This window comes from Salipiger sp. D13, assembly GCF_003703915.1.
In the GTDB taxonomy this organism is placed as follows: domain Bacteria; phylum Pseudomonadota; class Alphaproteobacteria; order Rhodobacterales; family Rhodobacteraceae; genus Salipiger; species Salipiger profundus.
In genome coordinates this window covers 39453-58226 of the sequence record NZ_RAPJ01000011.1, presented here as the reverse complement: position 1 = coordinate 58226, position 18774 = coordinate 39453, and the positions used below count along the sequence as shown (strand labels likewise).

Genomic DNA, 18774 nt, shown 5'->3' with positions numbered 1-18774 from the left:
CCCCCTGCACCTTTGCAGGGAGCCGGGAGACGAGGGAGGGCCCGTAGAGGCATGCAAAACCGTTCCAAGGAGCCTGGACGCGACGAGTTGCGGGCAGCACGTCGGCAAAGCCGACCCTATTTCTGGTTCGTGGCGATCTTCAGTTTCTTCGTGAACCTGCTGATGCTCACAGGGCCGCTCTACATGCTGCAGATCTACGACCGCGTGCTCGGCTCGCGGTCCGAGGCGACACTGCTGGCGCTCTCGGTGCTGGTGGTCTTCCTCTACGGCATGATGGGCATTCTCGACTATGCCCGTGGCCGGGTGATGGCGCGGGTCGCCGCCCGGTTCCAGGCGGCGATGGACGTGCGCGTCTTCGAGGCGGTGATGCGCCGCTCGGCTGTGAAACCCGACGAGCTTGCCGCGACCGGTCTCAAGGATCTCGAGTCGGTGCAGCGGCTGATGTCCTCGCCGGTGCTCATGGCCTTCTTCGACATCCCGTGGACGCCCTTCTTCATCGCCGGGATCTTCGTGTTCCACCCCTGGCTTGGCGTGCTCGCGCTGACTGGCGGGCTGATCCTCGTGGCGGTCACCGGGCTGAACCAGCTGCTCAGCCGCAAGCCCACGCTGAAATCGAACCGCGCCGTCATGCAGGCCGAGCACACGTCGGAGCAGATCCGCAACGAGGCCGAGATGGTGCAGTCGCTGGGGATGCGCGATGCCGCATTCCGGCGCTGGTACAAGGCCCGCGCGGCGGCGCTCAAGGGCACCATCGGGTCGGCCGACGTGATCGGCACCTTCACCGTCATCACCAAGACCTTCCGGCTGTTCCTGCAGTCCGCGATGCTGGGGCTCGGCGCCTATCTCGTGCTGCAGAACCAGCTGACGCCCGGCGCGATGATCGCCGGTTCGATCCTCATGGGCCGCGCGCTCGCGCCCATCGAGCTTGCCATCGGCCAATGGCCCATGGTGACCCGTGCCCGCACCGGCTGGGACAACCTCGCGCAGCTGCTGTCCGAGGTGCCGCCCGAAGAGCCGCGCCTGCCGCTGCCCAAGCCCAAGGCGCTGCTCGAGGTCACGCAGGCCACCATCGTGCCGCCGGGCGAGCATCAGGCCTCGCTGCGTCTCGTCAGCTTCAACCTGATGCCGGGGCAGGCGCTGGGCGTGATCGGTCCGTCGGGCGCGGGCAAGTCCACGCTGGCGCGTGCGCTCACCGGGGTCTGGCGTCCGGCGGGGGGCAAGATCCGTCTCGACGGGGCGACACTCGATCAATACGGGCAGGATCTCGGCAAGCACATCGGCTACCTGCCGCAGCGCGTGACGCTGTTCGACGGCAGCATTGCCGAGAACATCGCGCGGCTGTCCGAGGCGCCGGATTCGCAGGCCATCGTCGAGGCGGCACGCAAGGCCGACGCGCACGAGATGATCCTGAAGCTGCCCGACGGCTACAACACCCGTGTCACAGCTGCCGGCGGGCGGCTGTCCGGCGGCCAGATGCAGCGGATCGGCCTCGCTCGGGCGATGTACGGCGACCCGGTCATCCTGGTGCTCGACGAGCCCAACTCGAACCTCGACAACGAGGGGTCGGAAGCGGTGAACGAGGCGATCCGCCGGATGAAGGCCGAGGGCAAGTCGGTCATCATCATGGCGCACCGCCCCGCGGCCATCCGTGAATGCGACATGCTTCTGATGCTCGAGAACGGCGCCCGCGCGGCCTTTGGCCCCAAGGACGAGGTTCTGCGCTCGCGGGTCAAGAACCACGATCAGATCGCCCGCAACGCCGGGCCGGGAGGCGTGAGATGAGCGATTCCGAAAAGACCTTCCCGTTGCGCACGCCGATGCTCTTCGGCCTCGTGGCGTTGGTGCTGCTGGTCGTGGGCTTCGGGACATGGGGCGCGACGACGCAGATCTCGGGCGCCATCATCGCTGGCGGTCAGATCCAGGTCGACCAGAACCGGCAGGTGGTGCAGCACGCCGACGGCGGCATTGTTGCCGAGATCCTCGTAGACGAGGGCGACTTCGTGGAAGAGGACGCGGTTCTGATCAAGCTCGATCCGACCCTCGTGCGATCCGAGCTGAAGATCGTCGAGGACCAGTATTTCGAACTCCTGGCGCGGCGCGGCCGGTTGATCGCCGAGCGCGACGGCGAGGACGAGATCGTCTTTTCCGACGAGGTTCTGGCCAAGGCCGAGACCGATGAAGAGGTCGCCGAACTGGTGACCGGTCAGCGCAACCTGTTCTTCGCCCGCCGCGATTCCATGGCCCGCGAGATCGAGCAGCTGAACAAGCGCAGCGAGCAGATCGGCAACCAGATCGACGGGGTCGATGCGCAGATCTCGGCGATGGGCGAGCAGCTTTCGCTGATCGAGGAGGAACTGGCCGACCAGCAGACCCTGCTCGACCGCGGATTGGCGCAGGCAAGCCGGGTCCTGGCGCTCCAGCGTGAGGCGTCGCGCCTCGCCGGGCAGCGCGGGGAACTGGTCGCCAGCAAGGCGCAGGCCGAGGGACAGATCACCGAGATCGACATCCAGATCCTAAAGCTCGGGACCACGCGCCGCGAAGAGGCGATCACGACCCTGCGCGACATGCAGTATCGCACCCGCGAGCTTGCCGAGCAGCGGCAGGCGCTGCTGGAGCGGCTCAAGCGGCTCGAGATCACCGCGCCGGTCTCGGGGGTGGTCTACGGGCTCAGCGTCTTCGCGCCGCGCTCGGTGATCCGGGCCGCCGAGCCGGTGCTTTACCTCGTGCCGCAGGACCGGCCGCTGGTCATCAGCGTGCAGGTCGAGCCGATCCACATCGACCAGACCCACGTCGGGCAGGAGGTCGCCCTGCGGTTCGCCTCGCTCGACCAGCGCGTCACGCCCGAGCTGTTCGGGACGGTCACGCAGATTTCGGCCGACGCCTTTACCGACGAGAACACCTCGGTGAGCTTCTACCGCGCAGAGATCGTGCTGAACGAGGGCGAGACCGCGAAGCTGCCCGAGGGCGCGGTGCTGATCCCCGGGATGCCGGTCGAGGCGTTCCTGCGCACCGCCGACCGGACGCCGTTCAGCTACCTGATGAAGCCGTTCACCGACTACTTCCGGAAGGCCTTTCGCGAAAGCTGAGCGGCGGGTTCGCAGGGTTCTTTCCATTGCGGCGCGGGGCGGATAGCCTCGCGCCGACTCACATCCGGAGGTTCCCATGACCGATATCGACGCCCGCCTGTCCGAGCTTGGCCTGACGCTGCCCGACGCGCCCGCGCCCGCCGCCAACTACGTGCCCTTCGTCAAGAGCGGCGACCTCGTCTTCGTCTCGGGGCAGATCAGCCAGGGCCCCGACGGGCTCATCCTCGGCAAGCTCGGCGCGGACATGGATGTCGCCGCAGGGGCCGAGGCCGCGAAGACCTGTGCGCTGGGTCTTCTCGCGCAGGCGAAAGCGGCCTGTGGCGGTGACCTGTCGAAGCTCAAGCGGGTGGTGAAGCTGACCGGCTTCGTCAACTCCACGCTCGACTTCACCGACCAGCCCAAGGTTGTGAACGGCGCCTCCGATCTGCTCGTCGAGGTCCTTGGCGACGCCGGCCGGCATTCGCGCTCGGCGGTTTCGGCGGCCTCGCTTCCGATGGGCGTCGCGGTCGAGATCGAAGGCATCTTCGAGATCGCCTGATGCCCGAGCTGCCCGCGGCCTTCCTCGACCGGCCCATCGCCCACCGCGCCCTGCACGACATCGCGCAGGGGCGGCCCGAGAACTCGGTCGAGGCGATCCGCGCCGCCATCGACGCCGGCTACGGCATCGAGATCGACCTGCAGCCGTCGTCCGACGGCGAGGCGATGGTCTTTCACGACTACGACCTCGCGCGGCTGACGGTTCAGGACGGCCCGGTCTGCGGCCATGACGCCGCCGCGCTCGGGGCGCTGCCGCTGCGTCACGGCCAGTCCGGCATCCCGACGCTTGCCGAGGTGCTGGCGCTGGTCGACGGGCGGGTGCCGCTGCTCATCGAGGTCAAGGATCAGGACGGTTCCATGGGCCCCGACGTCGGCGCCCTCGAAGCCGCCGCCGCGCGCGCCCTCACGGGATACCAGGGGCCGGTTGCGCTCATGTCCTTCAACCCGCACTCGGTGGCGGCGCTTGCCCGGCTCCTGCCGGAGATACCGCGCGGGCTGACCACCTGCGATTACCGCGCCGAACATTATCCGGGACTGCCGGCCGCCACGCGTGACAGCCTGCGCGGTATCCCGGATTTCGACCGCTGCGGCGCGAGCTTCATCAGCCACAACTGGCGCGATCTCGACAGCCCGCGGGTGGCCGAGCTGCGCGCCGCGGGCGTGCCGGTGCTGTGCTGGACCGTGCGCGCCCCCGAGGACGAGACGCAGGCCCGCCGCGTGGCGCACAACATCACGTTCGAGGGATACCCGGCTTGAACCGGGGCACCTGCAGGCCAGATTAGGGACAGGCAGGGAAACCACGCATGACAGACCAAGATCCCGGCGCGACCGTCGCCGTAAACGTCCTGACGTCTCTGGACCAGATCGCCCCCGAGGACTGGGACGCCTGCGGGTGCCCCGAGACCGCGGACGGCGGGCGCCCCTTCGATCCCTTCACCACCTGGCGCTTTCTTCACGCGCTCGAAGAGTCAGGCTCGGTCGGGCGCGGCACCGGCTGGGAGCCGCGCTACCTTGCCGCCGAGCTCGGGGGCGAGGTGATCGCCGTGGCGCCGCTCTACGCCAAGGGCCACAGCCAGGGCGAATACATCTTCGACCATTCCTGGGCCCATGCCTACGAGCGCGCGGGCGGCGACTACTATCCCAAGCTGCAGGTCGCGGTGCCCTTCACGCCGGTGACAGGGCGGCGCTTCCTGACGAAGCCGGGTCACGAGGGCACCGGCCTCGCAGCGCTCGTGCAGGGGGCGGTGCAGTTCGGTGCCGAGAACGAGCTGAGCTCGCTGCATGTCACCTTCTGCACCGAGGCCGAGGCCATCGCCGGCGAACGAATGGGGCTTCTGCGCCGGGTCACGCAGCAGTTTCACTGGGAAAACCGCGGCTACGCGGATTTCGACGAGTTCCTCGCGGGGCTCAGTTCGCGCAAGCGCAAGAACATCCGTAAGGAACGGCGCACCGCGCAGGACTTCGGCGGCACCATCCGCACGCTCACCGGGGACGAGATCACGGCCGAGCACTGGGACAGCTTCTGGCATTTCTACCAGGACACCGGCGCCCGCAAGTGGGGCACGCCCTATCTCACCCGGGCCTTCTTCGAGATCGCGCATGAAACCCTGCGCGACGACATCGCGCTGGTGATCTGCGAGCGCGACGGCATGGATGTGGCGGGCGCGTTGAACTTCATCGGCCGTGATGCGCTCTATGGCCGATACTGGGGCTGCGTCGAGGATCACCCCTGCCTGCATTTCGAAGCGTGCTACTATCAGGCCATCGACTATGCCATCGCGCACGGGCTTGACCGGGTGGAAGCGGGCGCGCAGGGGGAACACAAGCTGGCGCGCGGCTACCTGCCGGCCGAGACCCACAGTCTGCACTGGATGGCCGACCGGGGGTTTTCCGAGGCCGTGGCGCGCTATCTGGAGGAGGAACGGCAGGCGATGGGCGAGGAGATCGAGATCCTCACCGCCTACGGGCCGTTCCGAAAGGAAGAAAGGGAAGAGCAGCAATGACCGAGAAACTCTCAGACACCGGCCGCGAGACCGTTCTGGCGCCGCTCCTGGCGAACGGCTGGGAGATGACCGAGGGCCGCGACGCCATCAAGAAGACCTTCAAGTTCGAGGATTTCACCGAGGCGTTCTCGTGGATGACCCGCGCCGCGATGTGGGCCGAGAAATGGGACCACCACCCCGAGTGGTTCAACGTCTACAACACCGTCGAGGTCACGCTTTCGACGCATGACGTGGGCGGCCTGTCGTCGCTCGACGCGAAGCTCGCGCGGAAGTTCGACGCGCTTTGAGCGCGGCCTGACGGCGAGTTGACTGAATGTCCTGCCGGGCGGACCATCAGCCCGGCAGGATCGTCGAGGGGTCCATGCCGCGCTTTTCGGCGCTGGCGCGCACCGCCTCGCGCAGCCGCTCACTGCGCTTGAGCAGGCGGCGGAACCGCGCTTCGTCGAGCGACAGCAGCGTCGTGGGCACGATGACACGGGCCTCGAACCGGCGCGGCTTGCGGGTCAGGATCGCGAGCTGTCCGAACATCTCGCCACGCCCCAGCCGCCACGTTTGCCCCGCGCGCTCCAACTCGATCGCGCCGGTGGAGATGAAATAGACGCTGCGGGCCACTTCTCCCTCGCTCAGAATCACCTCGCCCGCGTTGACGTAGCGGGTCGAAAGGCCGCGCGCGAGCCGTTTGGCCGCCGCCTCGTCGAGGTCGGTGAAGAGCGGGAACTGGCGCACCAGCTCGGTCCGTTGCAGCGCGACGTCGAGCCGGGGCCGCGCCTCGCTTTGCGCACGGCGGGCGGTGATGTCCTGCATCAGGGCGGTGTGCAGCTCGTCCCCGATCAACCCGTCTGCGCGCATGGCGTTGTATTCGCGTTCCTCCAGCCGCAGCTGGGTGCGGCGGATGAACTGCCGCTCGAGCATCTCGGCATAGCCGGGATACTGCAGCCGCAGCCCGTCGAGCGCGGTATCCACCATCTCGACCCGGCGGGTCAGCAACTCGTTGAGCAGGTCCGACACGCGGCGCCCGTGAATCCGCCGGATGCGGCCGTGGATGAACCCGTCGAGGTCGCGCAGGATCAGCTTCTGCGACAGCAGCAGCTCGAAGCGGTCCGCCGTGAGGCTTGCCAGCGGCGACGACAGCCCGAAGCGGTTGTGCAGCAGGGCGGCGAAGCGGAAGGTGCGCCCGTAGGCCACGATCCGGCGTGAGGCGTGGCGGTAGCCCGCGCGCCCGCTCGAACGCGTTGCTTCGATCAGCCGGTCGGCGTCGGAAATCAGGGTCTCGGACAGGCGGGACGAGATCGAGTGATCCCGCACCCGGGCAATGATCGTGTCGCGCTCGGCGCCGGCCAGCGCGATCAGCCCCAGCGTCACGCGGTCCTTGTCGAGCACGGCGGTGTCTTCCTCGGCGGCGCGCACGGCGGACTCCAGCCGGTCGCCGAAGAGCTTGGCCTCGCTGCGGACGATCTGGCGGTCGAGCTCGTAGTTGGTCGTGGTGCGCGACACGTCCTCGCGCACCGTCTGCAGCGAGACGGCGACGACCTGCCGCGACAGCGCCTGATCGAGCGCCGAAAGCTGGTCGAGCCCCAGCTTGCGGATCACCCAGCGCAGGGTGGTGCCCTGCACGATCAGGGTGAACAGCGTGAAGCCGGTGGCGAGGATGCCGACCAGCCGCTTGACCTCGACCGGCACGCGGAAGCTTTCCGTGACCGCCAGCGCCAGCGCCAGCGTGACCGCGCCCCGCAGGCCACCCCAGAGGATCGCCACGCGGTAGGGCCGCTCGACCGCCGGAGACATGCGCAGCCGCGTGAGCAGCGGCAGCACGCCCCACAGGATCACCGCGCGGGCGACGATGGCCGACAGCACCACCACGAGCACCAGCCCGGCGTCGCTCAGCCGGAATTCCTCGAGCATCCGGGGGATCAGCAGGGCGGCGAGAATGAAGATGAGCGCCCCGGCCCAATGTGCGAGCAGTTCCCAGACCTCGCGCATGTTGGTCCACGCTTCCGGCGGCAGGCGCCCCGGCCCGACGATGTTTAGCGTGAGCCCGGCGGCCACGACCGCGATCACGCCTGAGGCGCCGATGGTCTGCTCGGCAAGGATGTAGGCGAGATAGGGCAGGGCGACCGACAGAGACTGCTGCGCCAGCTCGTAGCGCCAGAACAGCCCCATGAAGCGGATCATCACCCGCGCGACGATCCAGCCCGTGAGCACGCCGCCGATGATCAGCATGGGAAAGCGCGTGAGCGCGTCCTGCAGCGTCGGGTCCGGCAGGCCCATCATCACGAAGCCCATGAAGAACCCGAAGAGCGCGATGGCGGCGGCGTCGTTGAGCAGGCTTTCGCCCTCGATGATCCGCGCGAGGCGCCGCGGCGCCGACAGCGACCGGAAGATCGAGATCACCGCCGAGGGGTCCGTGGTCGAGACGATGGCGCCGATGAGCAGGCAGGCCACCAGCGGCAGGGACGACACCCAGCTGAGCGCCAGCCCCACCCCGAGCGTCGCGACGAACACGGCGATCACCGCCAGTACGAGGATCGGCACCCAGTCGTCGAGCATCCGGCGCACGTCGACCCCCAGCGTCGCCTGGAACAGCAGCGTGGGCAGGAACACGTAGAGGAACACGTTCGACCGGATCGGCAGGTTGATGATCGCCTCGGCCACCGGGTTCAGCGCGTCGGTGAGAGTCGTGCGCAGGAAGAAGATCGCGGCAAGGCCGATCAGGCAGCCGAGCACAGCGAGGATCACGCTGTAGGGCAGCGAGAGCCTTGCGGCGAGCGGCTCGGCCATGCCGATGATGACGAAGAGCGACGCGATGAGCGTGGTGATCAGAACGATGTCCATGGGCAAGCAGATAGAGGCAAATCATGCGGTTGCAAAAGCCTGCTTTTGCACCGGCGGGCGGGGAAATGCCGGTGTGCGCGCGAATGCCGGGCAGCCGGGCGGAACGGGGTGTCTCTGACGGTGCCGTGAAGCGCCGCCGCATTGCGTGGCCGCCTGTCGCGGGCTAGGGTTCGGGAACCCTGAAAAGGAGACACAGGCATGGCAGGCAAGGCCTTCGGGTTTCTTCGCAACACGGCAATCGCGCTGACACTCGCGGCGGCGACGGGCGCGCCTGTCCCGGCGGCAAGCCTCGCCGGGGACTATCTTGCCGGTCGGCAGGCCAGTTTCCTCGGCGATTTCAAGGCAGCGGCCGAGTATTACGGGCGCGCGGTCGGCTATGACCCCGGCAACGCCGCGCTGCTCGAGCGTGCGACGCTTGCCAACCTGGCGATGGGCGATGTCGAACATGCCACCGAACTGGCAGACCGGCTGTCCGAGCAGGGCTTCAAGAGCCAGGTGGGCCAGATGGCACAGATCGCGGATCTCGCCGGCCGCGAGGACTACGAGACACTGCTTTCGAGGATCGAGGAAAAGACCGCCGCCGGACCGCTGGTCGACGGGCTGGTCGGCGCGTGGGCCGAGCTCGGACGCGGCGACATGACTGCGGCCTCCGCCGCCTTCGACAAGGTGGCCGAGGAAAAGGGCCTCGCGGGGTTCGCCCATTACCACAAGGCGATGGCGCTGGCCTCGGTCGGTGACTTCGAGGGCGCCGAGGAGATCTTTGCCGAGCGCAAGGCCGGCAGCCTGCAGTTCACCCGGCGCGCGGTGATGGCGCGGTCCGAGATCCTCAGCCAGCTCGGCCGGCAGGACGAGGCCGTGGCGATGATCGACGAGGGCTTCCCGCCGCCGATGGACCCGGGGCTCGCGGCGATGCGGCAGGCGCTTGTCGAAGGCGAGACGCTGCCCTTCACCTACGTCAACTCGGCCAAGGACGGCATCGCCGAGGTATTCTACACGCTTGCCGGCGCGCTCTCGAACGAGGCGAACGACGATTTCACGCTGCTTTACGCGCGGATTGCCCAGCACCTGCGCCCGGATCATTCCGGCGCGATCCTGATGTCGGCGAGCCTGCTGGAGAATCTCGGGCAGTACGACCTCGCGGTCGCCGCCTACAAGAAGGTCACCCGCGAAGACGATTCCTACTACGCGGCCGAGCTCGGCCGGGCCGAGGCGCTTCGCGCGCAGGGCAAGGTGGATGCCGCGGTCGAGGTGCTCGAGCAGCTCGCGAGCAGCGACCAGGGCGCGGAAGCCGCGGTGCAATCGGCGCTGGGCGACATGATGCGTCAGCTCGAGCGCTACGACGAGGCGATCCGCGCCTATGACGTGGCCATCGAGAGCTTCGACGAGGACAACCCGGGCCAGTGGTTCCTTTACTACGCACGGGGTATCAGCAAGGAGCGGCTCGGTCGCTGGGAAGACGCCGAAGAGGATTTCCGCGCCGCGCTCGACATCAATCCGGGCCAGCCGCAGGTGCTGAACTACCTCGGCTACTCGATGGTCGAGCACGAGGTGAACCTCGACGAAGCGCTCAACATGATCGAGCGGGCCGTCGCGTCGCAGCCGCAGAGCGGCTACATCGTCGACAGCCTTGGCTGGGCGCTCTACCGCCTCGGTCGCTACGAGGAAGCCGTCGAGCACATGGAGCGTGCCGCCGAGCTGATGCCGGTGGACCCGGTGGTCAACGATCACCTCGGCGATGTGTACTGGGCCGTCGGCCGCGAGCTCGAGGCCGAGTTCCAGTGGAAGCGGGCGCTGAGCTTCATCGACTGGGAAGACGCCTCGGACGAGGTCGACCCCGAGCGCATCCGCAAGAAGCTGGAGGTCGGGCTCGATCAGGTGCTTGCCGAGGAAGGCAAGCCGCCGCTGACGGTGGCCAATGGCGAGTAAGGTTTTCGCCCCGGCGAAGATCAATCTGGCCCTGCATGTCACCGGACGGCGCGACGACGGCTATCACCTGCTCGATACGCTGGTGAGCTTCGCGCCGGTCGGCGACTGGCTGACGATCTCGGACGCCGAAACGCTGTCGCTGACGGTCGAGGGGCCGGAAGCGGCGGGCGTTCCCACCGATATGACGAACCTCGCGATGAAGGCCGCGGCGCTGCTGGCGGGCCGCCGTGGTGCGCGGATGGTGCTCGACAAGCGGTTGCCGGCGGCGTCGGGCATCGGCGGCGGCTCGGCGGATGCGGCGGCGGCGCTGCGGGGCATGGCGGCACCGGCACTGGACGCGGACGCCCTGCTGCGGGCACATGCCGACGGCATTCTCGGGCTCGGGGCGGATGTGCCCATGTGCCTCGCCTCGAAACCGCTGCGGGTGCGCGGTATTGGCGAGGGACTGGAGCCGGTTGCGCTGCCGGATATTCCGGCGGTGCTGGTGAACCCGCGTCGACCGGTTTCGACCCCTGCGGTATTCAAGGCGATGACCAGGCGCGAGAACACCGCCTTGCCGGAGGTGCTGCCCGCACTTCCCGACGCCGACGCGCTGATCGCGTTCCTGCGCGGCACGCGGAACGACCTCGAGGCGCCGGCGCGCGCGGTCGAGCCCGTGATCTCCGCCGTTCTCGATGCGCTGTCCGCGCAGGCCGGCTGTGGACTCTCACGGATGTCGGGATCGGGTGCGACCTGTTTCGGGCTCTTCACCTCGGAGGACGACGCCCGCGCGGCGTCACGGGCGATCGCTAAGGCCAACCCGGCGTGGTGGGTCGCCTCGGGCGTTCTCGGAGATCAGTCGGGCGCCGCGATGCCGCGGCTCTGCGAAAGCGAAGAGGCGCGGGCTCAGTAGAGCCGCGCCACCACGAAATTCGCCAGCTCGATCAGCACGTCGCGCAGTTCAGATTGCGGCAGGCTGCCAAGCGCCGTCTTGGCCTTCTCCGCCCATGCGAGCGCGTCGTCGCGGGTCGCCTCGAGCGCCCCATGGCGGTCGAGCAGCGCCAGCGCGTGCTCGAGATCGCCATCCTGCTGGTCACCCTTCTCGATGGTGCGCTTCCAGAAGGCGCGCTCGTCTTCGTCGGCCGCCGCGATGGCCTTGATCACCGGCAGCGTCAGCTTGCGCTCACGGAAATCGTCGCCGACGTTCTTGCCGGTCGCCGCGCTGTCGCCCCGATAGTCGAGCAGGTCATCGGCAATCTGGAAGGCGATGCCGAGCGCGTCGCCGTAGTCGAACAGCGCCTTGATCTGCTCTTCATCCACCTCGGCGATGACGCCGCCGACCTCGGTCGCGGCCGAGAACAGCGCCGCGGTCTTGCCGCGCACCACCTGCAGGTAGATATCCTCGTCGGTCTTCAGGTCCTGCGCGGCGGTGAGCTGCAGCACTTCGCCCTCGGCGATGGTGGCGGCGGCGTTCGACAGGATGTCGAGCACGCGCAGGTTGCCCGGCTCGACCATCAGCTGGAAGGAGCGCGCGAAGAGGTAGTCGCCCACCAGCACGCTCGACTTGTTGTCCCACAGCAGGTTTGCCGTGGGCCGGCCGCGCCGTTGGCTGCTTTCGTCGACGACATCGTCGTGCAGCAGCGTCGCGGTGTGGATGAACTCGACGGTTGCAGCAAGGTGAACGTGGAACGGCCCGTCGTAGCCGCACATGCGCGCCGAGGCGAGCGTGAGCAGCGGGCGCAGGCGCTTGCCGCCGGCCTCGACAAGATGCGCCGTGACCTCGGGAATGCGCGGCGCATGTTTCGACGCCATCCGTTCCCGGATCAGGGCATTGACGCGCCCCATGTCCTCGGAGAGCAGCGTGGCCAGCCGGTCGTGCGGCTTTTCTTTCGGCGTATCCAGACCCATCAAACCCTCGGTCGCAGGCTCGACAAGGCGGCTGCCCTGTCCTTACATCACGTTCATGGAAGAGCTTTTACGCACCACCGACATCACCCTGATCCCGCTGGTAAAGACCCTTCTCGACGAGGAGGGTATAGATTGCTTCGAGCTGGACGTAAACATGAGCGTGCTCGAGGGCAGCTTGGGCATTCTGCCGCGCCGCCTGATGGTCCGGGCGGACGAAATCGACGACGCGCGGCGCGTCCTGAGACTGAACGGAGTGAAATTTGAGGGATGAGCCCTTCGCGGCTGACGCACTTGTGAAAAACGCCTTTCTCGGCGGTCGCGTGCAGCTCTGGCAACCCCGTGACGGCTACCGGGCCGGCATCGACCCGGTGCTGCTGGCGGCGAGCGTGCCGGCACGCACCGGCGAACGGGTGCTCGAGCTTGGTTGCGGGGCCGGGCCGGCACTCTGCTGTCTCGGGGTGCGGGTGCCGGGGCTTTCGCTCACGGGGCTCGAGATCCAGCCGGGCTATGCCGCGCTGGCGCGTCGGAACCTTGCAGGAAACGGGCTCGAGGGCGAGGTGATCGACGGCGACATCGCCGCGCCGCCCGAGGCGCTGAAATCACGCGACTTTCACCACGTCATCGCCAACCCGCCGTATTTCGAGGAGGCGCGTCGCAGTGCCGCCCCGGACGAGGGCCGCGAGCTGGCGCTGGCCGGCCCGGTCGCGCTGTCTGTGTGGGTGGGTCTCGCGGCAAGGCGCCTGCGGTATCGGGGCAGCGTCACGGTCATCCAGCGGGTCGAGCGGCTGCCCGAACTGCTGGGCGCGATGCAGGAGTGCCTCGGCGCGCTCGAGGTCTGGCCGCTGGCCCCCCGGGCCGGACGCGCGCCCCGGCTGATTCTCGCCCGGGGTCGCAAGGGCGGAAGGGCGGCTTTCCGCCTGCATCCGCCGCTCGTCCTCCATGCGGGGGCGGCGCATATTGAAGACGGCGAGGACTATACCGATGTCGTAAGGGCGGCGCTTAGGGAGGGGCAACCGCTCAATTTCCCGACGTGACCGCCCAGTGCTGACGCGAGGTAAGGTATTCTTCATCATGTTCGCACCTGCGGCGTGACTTGAATCACCTGATGTGCTGCACTGGAGGCTCAAACCCAGCACAGGAGGAAAGTATGAGCTTGAGTTCGCATCTGCAGGAACTGAAGAAGAAGCACCGGAGCCTCTCGACCGCTGTGGAAGAAATGCAACGCAGTCCCAGTTCGGACGGCTTGCATGTTGCCGAGCTTAAGAAGCAGAAACTGCGTCTCAAGGAAGAGATCTCGCGGCTGAGTAGCGAGCTGCACTGATCCGGCACCACTCCTAGCAAGAACGCCCGGCCCGGTGCGCCTGCGGCACCGGACCGGAGTTTGTAAATTTTCCCATGGGTTTACTTTTCAAGGTGCCGAACCCGAGGGCGCATATTTCCGCGCCTCAGTCGGTGATCGACTCCAGCGACGCTTCGAGCGTGTCGCGCAGATGCGCATGCTGTTTCGGCAGCATGAGCACTTCACCCAGATGCTCGGGCGCCTCGTCGCGGTCGAAGCCGGGTTCGTTCGTGGCCACCTCGAACAGCACGCCTCCGGGGCTGCGGAAATAGATCGCCCAGAAATAATCGCGGTCGATCTGCGGCGTCACGCGGAAGCCCGCGTCGGTCAGAGCCTCCTGCACGCGCGCCTGTGCCGCGCGGTGGGGCACGGCAAACGCCACGTGATGGACCCGCCCGGCGCTCTGCTTCGCTGGTGCCGCGTCGCTTTGCCATAGATCGACGACATCGGCGCCATTGCCGGCCGGATGCCGGTAGCGTGTGACGTCGCCCGCCCGGTCATCCTCGGTGTAACCCATGAAGCGCAGCAACTCCGCGGTCGGGCCGATATCGGCAAGATGCATCTCGACGGAATGGAACCCGCGCAGCGCGGAGTCCTCGGGAACCTCTCCGCCGGTCCAGGGCGCGCGGGCATCCTCGGTCTCGACAAGCGCCAGCCCGTCGCCGTCCGGACCCTCGAACCGCAGGAGCCGCTCACCGAAGCGATCCTCGACCGCCGCGGCGCCGTGCCCGGCCAGCCGTTCCTGCCAGTAGGGCAGGCTGCCCTTCGGAACCGCAAAGGCCGTGGTCGAGACCTCGCCGGTGCCGGGTGTGCCGCGCCTTGCGTGCGGGAAGGGGAAGTAGGTCATCACCGTGCCCGGCGTGCCTGCCGCATCGCCGTAGTAAAGGTGATAGACGTCGGGCGCGTCGAAATTGACCGTCTTCTTCACTCGCCTGAGGCCGAGCGTCTTCGTGAAGAACGCGTTGTTCTGCTGGGCCCCGCTGGCAAGCGCGGTGACGTGGTGCAGCCCTGTGATGTCGCTGAGCATGGCTCTGATCCTCTCTCCGCCTGACCCGAAGATAGGGCAGGGCGGCGGATCGGCATACCGTCATCGCCGCGCCGTGTCTGTGCGGGCGGGCACGAAAAGACCCCGGCGCGGGGCTGCGCCGGGGTCCGTGCCGTCATCGAAACGATATGCGGATCAGACGAAGAACTGGCCGCCGTTGGCGGAGATCGTCGAGCCGTTGATGAAGCCCGCGTCGTCGGACGCGAGGAACACCACGCAGCGCGCGATTTCCTCGGGCTCGCCCAGACGGCCCGTCGGGATCTGGGCGATGATCGAATCGCGGACCTTCTCGGGCACGGCCATGACCATCTCCGTGGCGATGTAGCCGGGGCAGATCGCGTTGGCGGTGATGCCGGCGCGCGCGCCTTCCTGTGCCAGCGACTTGACGATGCCGAGGTCGCCAGCCTTGGTCGCGGCATAGTTCACCTGCGCGAACTGGCCCTTCTGGCCGTTGATCGAGGAGATCACGATGACCCGGCCGAACTTGCGCTCGCGCATGCCGGGCCAGACCGGGTGCACGGTGTTGAACACGCCGGTCAGGTTGGTGTCGATCACCTCGTTCCACTGGTCCGGCGTCATCTTGTGGAAGGGCGCGTCACGGGTGATGCCGGCGTTGGCGACGACCACGTCGATCGGGCCGAGATCGGCCTCGACCTTTGCGATGCCCTCTTTCGAGGCTTCGTAGTCGGCCACGTTCCACTTGTAGGTCTTGATGCCGGTTTCCTCGGTGAACTTCGCGGCCTTCTCGTCATTGCCCGCGTAGGTCGCGGCGACCTCGTAGCCCTCGGCCTTCAGTGCCTTGGAAATTGCCTCACCGATGCCGCGGCTTCCGCCCGTGACCAGTGCTACTCGTGCCATGATGTCCTCCAATCTGGCTGTCCTCTCTCAGGTAACGTTGTTACTTGTTAAACTTATTGTGAGCAACATTATTGCCGAGAATTTTTATTAATCTTCGCAAAGATATCGTTCCGCGTCACGTGTGCCCTGGGCCCATGTATCGCGCAATTTTTGCGGATCCGTGAAATCGATCTTGTCGGCGGGCGTTTCCTTCGACGGCGCGATGTAATGTCGCCCCTCGACGTCGGGCAGGCGCTTGTAGTCGCGGGTGAGCAGGACCATCGTCACGCCTTCGTCCGGATCGGGCAGCGGCGCCTGATCGGCCATGCCGCCATCGACGACACGGCGATCCTGCCAGAGTGGCGGCTCGAACACCGGGGGGATAACCGCTGCGGCCGAGATCAGCTCGACCAGTGAGCCCTCGCGTGCCGCCTGGTTGGCGTCGACGAGATGCGACGTAAGCCCCATCTTCTCCGCCCAGTTGAAGTGCGGAGAGTTCACCGTGTGCAGTTCGGCCTCGTAGGCGGCGGCCATGGCCATGCCGCTCAGGGTCGGCACCGAGGTTTCCGGCGGATGGGCAATGAGTATCTGGAAGTGCGGACCGTTCGCGATGGCCTCGGCCGCCTTGGCATCGATCACGTCACCGACCACGCCGCAGTAGAGTTCCTGGTGCGGCGTGATGCCGTTCTCGTTCGGCGCGAGCAGGTCGATGTTGCTGTCCTGCTTTTCGAAGGCGGCGCACATGGTTTCGAGCAGCCGTTCCTCGTTGCCAGACAGGAAGGCGGCGCCGGCCAGCGCGCCGCCGCTGACACCGGTCAACCGCTGCGGCGACAGTGTGCGGTGCTTGCACAGGGTGGTCAGGAAGCCGCCTTGCCAGAAGCAGCGCAGGCCGCCTCCGGAAAAGACGATCTGGGCGGGGTTGTCCGGGATGATTGGCATGCTGAAATGGGGCCGCGCGCGGCGCGGCCCCGTCCGATCACGGACGCTCGAGGCACATGGCAACGCCCATGCCGCCGCCGATGCACAGCGTCGCGAGGCCTTTCTTGGCGTCGCGCCGCTTCATCTCGAACAGCAGGGTGTTGAGCACGCGCGCGCCCGAGGCACCGATGGGGTGACCGATGGCGATGGCGCCGCCGTTCACGTTCACGATCGACGGATCCCAACCCATGTCCTTGTTCACGGCGCAGGCCTGCGCGGCGAAGGCTTCGTTGGCTTCCACCAGGTCGAGGTCGCTGACGCTCCAGCCGGCCTTTTCCAGCGCCTTGCGCGACGCGGGGATCGGGCCGGTGCCCATGATCGACGGGTCGAGACCGGCGGTCGCGTAGGAGGCGATGCGCGCGAGCGGCTCAATGCCGCGCTTCTCGGCTTCCTCGGCGGTCATCAGCAGCACGCCGGCCGCGCCGTCGTTGATGCCCGATGCGTTGCCCGCGGTGACCGAGCCGTCCTTGGCGAAGGCCGGGCGCAGCTTCTGCATGTTCTCGATGGTGGCGCCGTGGCGGATGTACTCGTCCTTGTCGACGGTGGTCTCGCCCTTGCGGGACTTGATGGTGAAGGGAATCACCTCGTCATCGAACTTGCCCGCGTTCTGGGCGGCTTCGGCCTTGTTCTGCGAGGCGAGCGCGAACTCGTCCTGCATCTCGCGGCTGATCTGCCACTGCTCGGCCACGTTCTCGGCGGTCTGGCCCATGTGGTAGCCGTTGAAGGCGTCCCAGAGGCCGTCCTTGATCATTGTGTCGATGTATTTCACGTCGCCCATCTTGTGCGCGACGCGCAGGTTCTGGGCATGGGGGCTCATCGACATGTTCTCCTGGCCGCCGGCGCAGATGATCGAGGCGTCGCCAAGCAGGATGTGCTGGGCCCCGAGCGCCACGGCGCGCAGGCCCGAGCCGCAGACCTGGTTGATGCCCCAGGCCGCGCTTTCCTTGGGCAGGCCGGCGTTGATGTGGGCCTGGCGGGCCGGGTTCTGGCCCTGGGCCGCGGTCAGCACCTGCCCGAGGATGGTTTCCGAAACCTCTCCCTTGTCGATGCCGGCGCGCGCGATCAGCGCTTCGAGCACGGCGGCCCCGAGGTCATGCGCCGGGGTGTTGGCGAAGGCACCGCCGAAACTGCCGACGGCGGTACGGGCCGCGGATGCGATGACGACATTGGTCATGGATAGCTACTCCTCCAAGCAGAGCGTGGTGCGGAGGTCGCGTCAGTCTGGCGGCCCCCGCCATTGATCTTGCGCTCTTTTGATAACGCGGGGAAACGACATGGGACAGAGAAACTGTACCGAAAAGACAGATTGATAGCGCAAAATTCCGCAACGCGGCGAAGCCGGGTGCTGCCCTCAGGCCTCGGCGCGCTGCGCAGGCGTATCGCGCCAGGCCGGTCGAACGGTGGGCGCACCGAAGAAATAGCCCTGCAGGCAATCGACCCCCATCTCCGTCAGGACCTGTGCATCGGCTGCGGTTTCAACGGATTCGGCGACGGTGAACATGTCGAACTGCTCGGCCATCGCGAGGATCGCGCGCGTGAGAACCTGGTTGTCAGGGTCGGTCGCGATGCCGCGTATGAATGGGGCTGCGATCTTCAGGACGTCGAAGCTGAAGGTCCTGAGATGGCGCAGCGCGGTATAGCCTGCGCCGAAATTATCCATGGCAAAGGAAACCCCCTGTCGCTGCATCTCGGCCATGAAGCTTGTCACGAGCTCGGGCACGAGCATGGCGGATGCCTCGGAAATCTCGAGAATCAGGCGCTCTGCGACGGTCGGGTTCCCGCAGATGGTGTCGGTGAGGCTGCGTCTCCAGCGCGGATAGCCGATGGACCGCGCCGACATGTTGATCGCAAGGCGAAGCCCGGGTTCCTGCGCGAGCTCATCCAGCCCCATCTCGAGCGCGAGGCAGTCGAGGATGCGCCCCTCTTCCAGCTCTTCAACCTGCACGATGAACTCGGCGGCCGGGACGACGCGGCCGGTCTCGTCCAGCACACGCACGAGGCCCTCGTGAAACGCGATGCTGCCGGGCCGCTGCGCCTGGACGACAGGCTGGAAGGCAAGCAGCACGTCTTCATGCCGGATCGCCGCGCGCACGGTATCGACGATCCGCGCATCGCGCGCGGCGATCGCCATGTCGAGGGCGTTGTGGTTGTGCATGTCGGTCCGCCCCCTCTTCATCCGGATACTCCCGATTCCCCCGGTGTCGGCAGGCCATGCTCCGGGGTCCGAACATCTTGCTGCAGCGGTGTTAACCCGGTCTGAAGCGGTGTGGTGCCGAATATGGACAAGTGGAGGAGATGCGTTGT

18 protein-coding genes are annotated in these 18774 nt (G+C 67.3%); 11 read left to right on the top strand and 7 right to left on the bottom strand.

The features are described 5' to 3' along the window. Nucleotides 1-51: 51 nt before the first annotated feature. From D6860_RS20255 to D6860_RS20230, 6 genes are all read left to right on the top strand, one after another. Nucleotides 52-1782, top strand: a complete 1731-nt coding sequence (locus tag D6860_RS20255) for a type I secretion system permease/ATPase (RefSeq protein WP_076623275.1) — start codon at nucleotides 52-54, stop codon at nucleotides 1780-1782. Beyond that, nucleotides 1779-3086 carry an HlyD family type I secretion periplasmic adaptor subunit gene (locus D6860_RS20250; protein WP_076623276.1) on the top strand — a complete coding sequence of 436 codons (1308 nt, stop codon included), beginning with the start codon at nucleotides 1779-1781 and terminating at the stop codon, nucleotides 3084-3086. The genes D6860_RS20255 and D6860_RS20250 overlap by 4 nt, the downstream gene beginning before the upstream one ends. A gap of 76 nt (nucleotides 3087-3162) precedes the next feature. Next, entirely contained in the window at nucleotides 3163-3624 is a 462-nt protein-coding gene (locus D6860_RS20245; RefSeq protein ID WP_017469177.1) for a RidA family protein, read from the top strand. After that, complete coding sequence (locus D6860_RS20240; RefSeq protein ID WP_076623277.1) at nucleotides 3624-4379, top strand: glycerophosphodiester phosphodiesterase family protein; 756 nt, start codon at nucleotides 3624-3626, stop codon at nucleotides 4377-4379. Before D6860_RS20245 ends, D6860_RS20240 begins: the two co-directional genes overlap by 1 nt. A 47-nt stretch (nucleotides 4380-4426) precedes the next feature. Continuing rightward, on the top strand, nucleotides 4427-5626 hold the full coding sequence (locus tag D6860_RS20235; RefSeq protein ID WP_076623278.1) for a GNAT family N-acetyltransferase: 1200 nt from the start codon (nucleotides 4427-4429) through the stop codon (nucleotides 5624-5626). After that, the gene (locus D6860_RS20230; RefSeq protein ID WP_076623279.1) at nucleotides 5623-5913 is read left to right on the top strand and encodes a 4a-hydroxytetrahydrobiopterin dehydratase; all 291 of its coding nucleotides are present in this window, start codon (nucleotides 5623-5625) and stop codon (nucleotides 5911-5913) included. Before D6860_RS20235 ends, D6860_RS20230 begins: the two co-directional genes overlap by 4 nt. A gap of 46 nt (nucleotides 5914-5959) precedes the next feature. Here the strand turns inward: D6860_RS20230 and D6860_RS20225 are convergent, their stop codons facing one another. Next, nucleotides 5960-8458: a cation:proton antiporter gene (locus D6860_RS20225; protein ID WP_076623280.1), complete on the bottom strand. Its 2499-nt coding sequence runs from the start codon at nucleotides 8456-8458 to the stop codon at nucleotides 5960-5962. 198 nt (nucleotides 8459-8656) lie between these two features. Here D6860_RS20225 and D6860_RS20220 point away from each other — a divergent pair, with 198 nt between their 5' ends. Then, complete coding sequence (locus D6860_RS20220; protein ID WP_076623281.1) at nucleotides 8657-10384, top strand: tetratricopeptide repeat protein; 1728 nt, start codon at nucleotides 8657-8659, stop codon at nucleotides 10382-10384. Then, nucleotides 10374-11276, top strand: coding sequence for a 4-(cytidine 5'-diphospho)-2-C-methyl-D-erythritol kinase (locus tag D6860_RS20215; protein ID WP_076623282.1), 903 nt, complete (start codon nucleotides 10374-10376; stop codon nucleotides 11274-11276). Before D6860_RS20220 ends, D6860_RS20215 begins: the two co-directional genes overlap by 11 nt. Here the strand turns inward: D6860_RS20215 and D6860_RS20210 are convergent. Further along, on the bottom strand, nucleotides 11270-12271 hold the full coding sequence (locus D6860_RS20210) for a polyprenyl synthetase family protein (protein WP_076623283.1): 1002 nt from the start codon (nucleotides 12269-12271) through the stop codon (nucleotides 11270-11272). The genes D6860_RS20215 and D6860_RS20210 overlap by 7 nt on opposite strands. A 55-nt stretch (nucleotides 12272-12326) precedes the next feature. On the opposite strand from D6860_RS20210, the gene D6860_RS20205 reads away from it, so the two are divergent. The 3 genes from D6860_RS20205 (at nucleotide 12327) to D6860_RS20195 (ending at nucleotide 13592) form a co-directional block, all read left to right on the top strand. Further along, complete coding sequence (locus D6860_RS20205; protein ID WP_076623284.1) at nucleotides 12327-12542, top strand: putative signal transducing protein; 216 nt, start codon at nucleotides 12327-12329, stop codon at nucleotides 12540-12542. Next, nucleotides 12532-13305, top strand: coding sequence for a tRNA1(Val) (adenine(37)-N6)-methyltransferase (locus tag D6860_RS20200; RefSeq protein WP_076623285.1), 774 nt, complete (start codon nucleotides 12532-12534; stop codon nucleotides 13303-13305). Before D6860_RS20205 ends, D6860_RS20200 begins: the two co-directional genes overlap by 11 nt. A gap of 113 nt (nucleotides 13306-13418) precedes the next feature. After that, the gene (locus D6860_RS20195) at nucleotides 13419-13592 is read left to right on the top strand and encodes a YdcH family protein (RefSeq protein WP_017467576.1); all 174 of its coding nucleotides are present in this window, start codon (nucleotides 13419-13421) and stop codon (nucleotides 13590-13592) included. 124 nt (nucleotides 13593-13716) lie between these two features. On the opposite strand, the gene D6860_RS20190 is transcribed toward D6860_RS20195, so the two are convergent. From D6860_RS20190 to D6860_RS20170, 5 genes are all read right to left on the bottom strand, one after another. After that, nucleotides 13717-14637, bottom strand: a complete 921-nt coding sequence (locus D6860_RS20190; RefSeq protein WP_076623286.1) for a VOC family protein — start codon at nucleotides 14635-14637, stop codon at nucleotides 13717-13719. A 153-nt stretch (nucleotides 14638-14790) separates the two neighbouring features. Further along, a complete protein-coding gene (phbB, locus tag D6860_RS20185) occupies nucleotides 14791-15513 on the bottom strand; it encodes an acetoacetyl-CoA reductase (RefSeq protein ID WP_076625330.1) in 723 nt (240 codons plus the stop codon). A gap of 87 nt (nucleotides 15514-15600) precedes the next feature. Continuing rightward, nucleotides 15601-16431 carry a patatin-like phospholipase family protein gene (locus D6860_RS20180; protein WP_017467482.1) on the bottom strand — a complete coding sequence of 277 codons (831 nt, stop codon included), beginning with the start codon at nucleotides 16429-16431 and terminating at the stop codon, nucleotides 15601-15603. A gap of 37 nt (nucleotides 16432-16468) precedes the next feature. Next, complete coding sequence (locus D6860_RS20175; RefSeq protein ID WP_076623287.1) at nucleotides 16469-17644, bottom strand: acetyl-CoA C-acetyltransferase; 1176 nt, start codon at nucleotides 17642-17644, stop codon at nucleotides 16469-16471. Between the two features lie 177 nt (nucleotides 17645-17821). After that, nucleotides 17822-18646, bottom strand: a complete 825-nt coding sequence (locus tag D6860_RS20170; RefSeq protein WP_076623288.1) for an EAL domain-containing protein — start codon at nucleotides 18644-18646, stop codon at nucleotides 17822-17824. Nucleotides 18647-18774 lie beyond the last annotated feature (128 nt).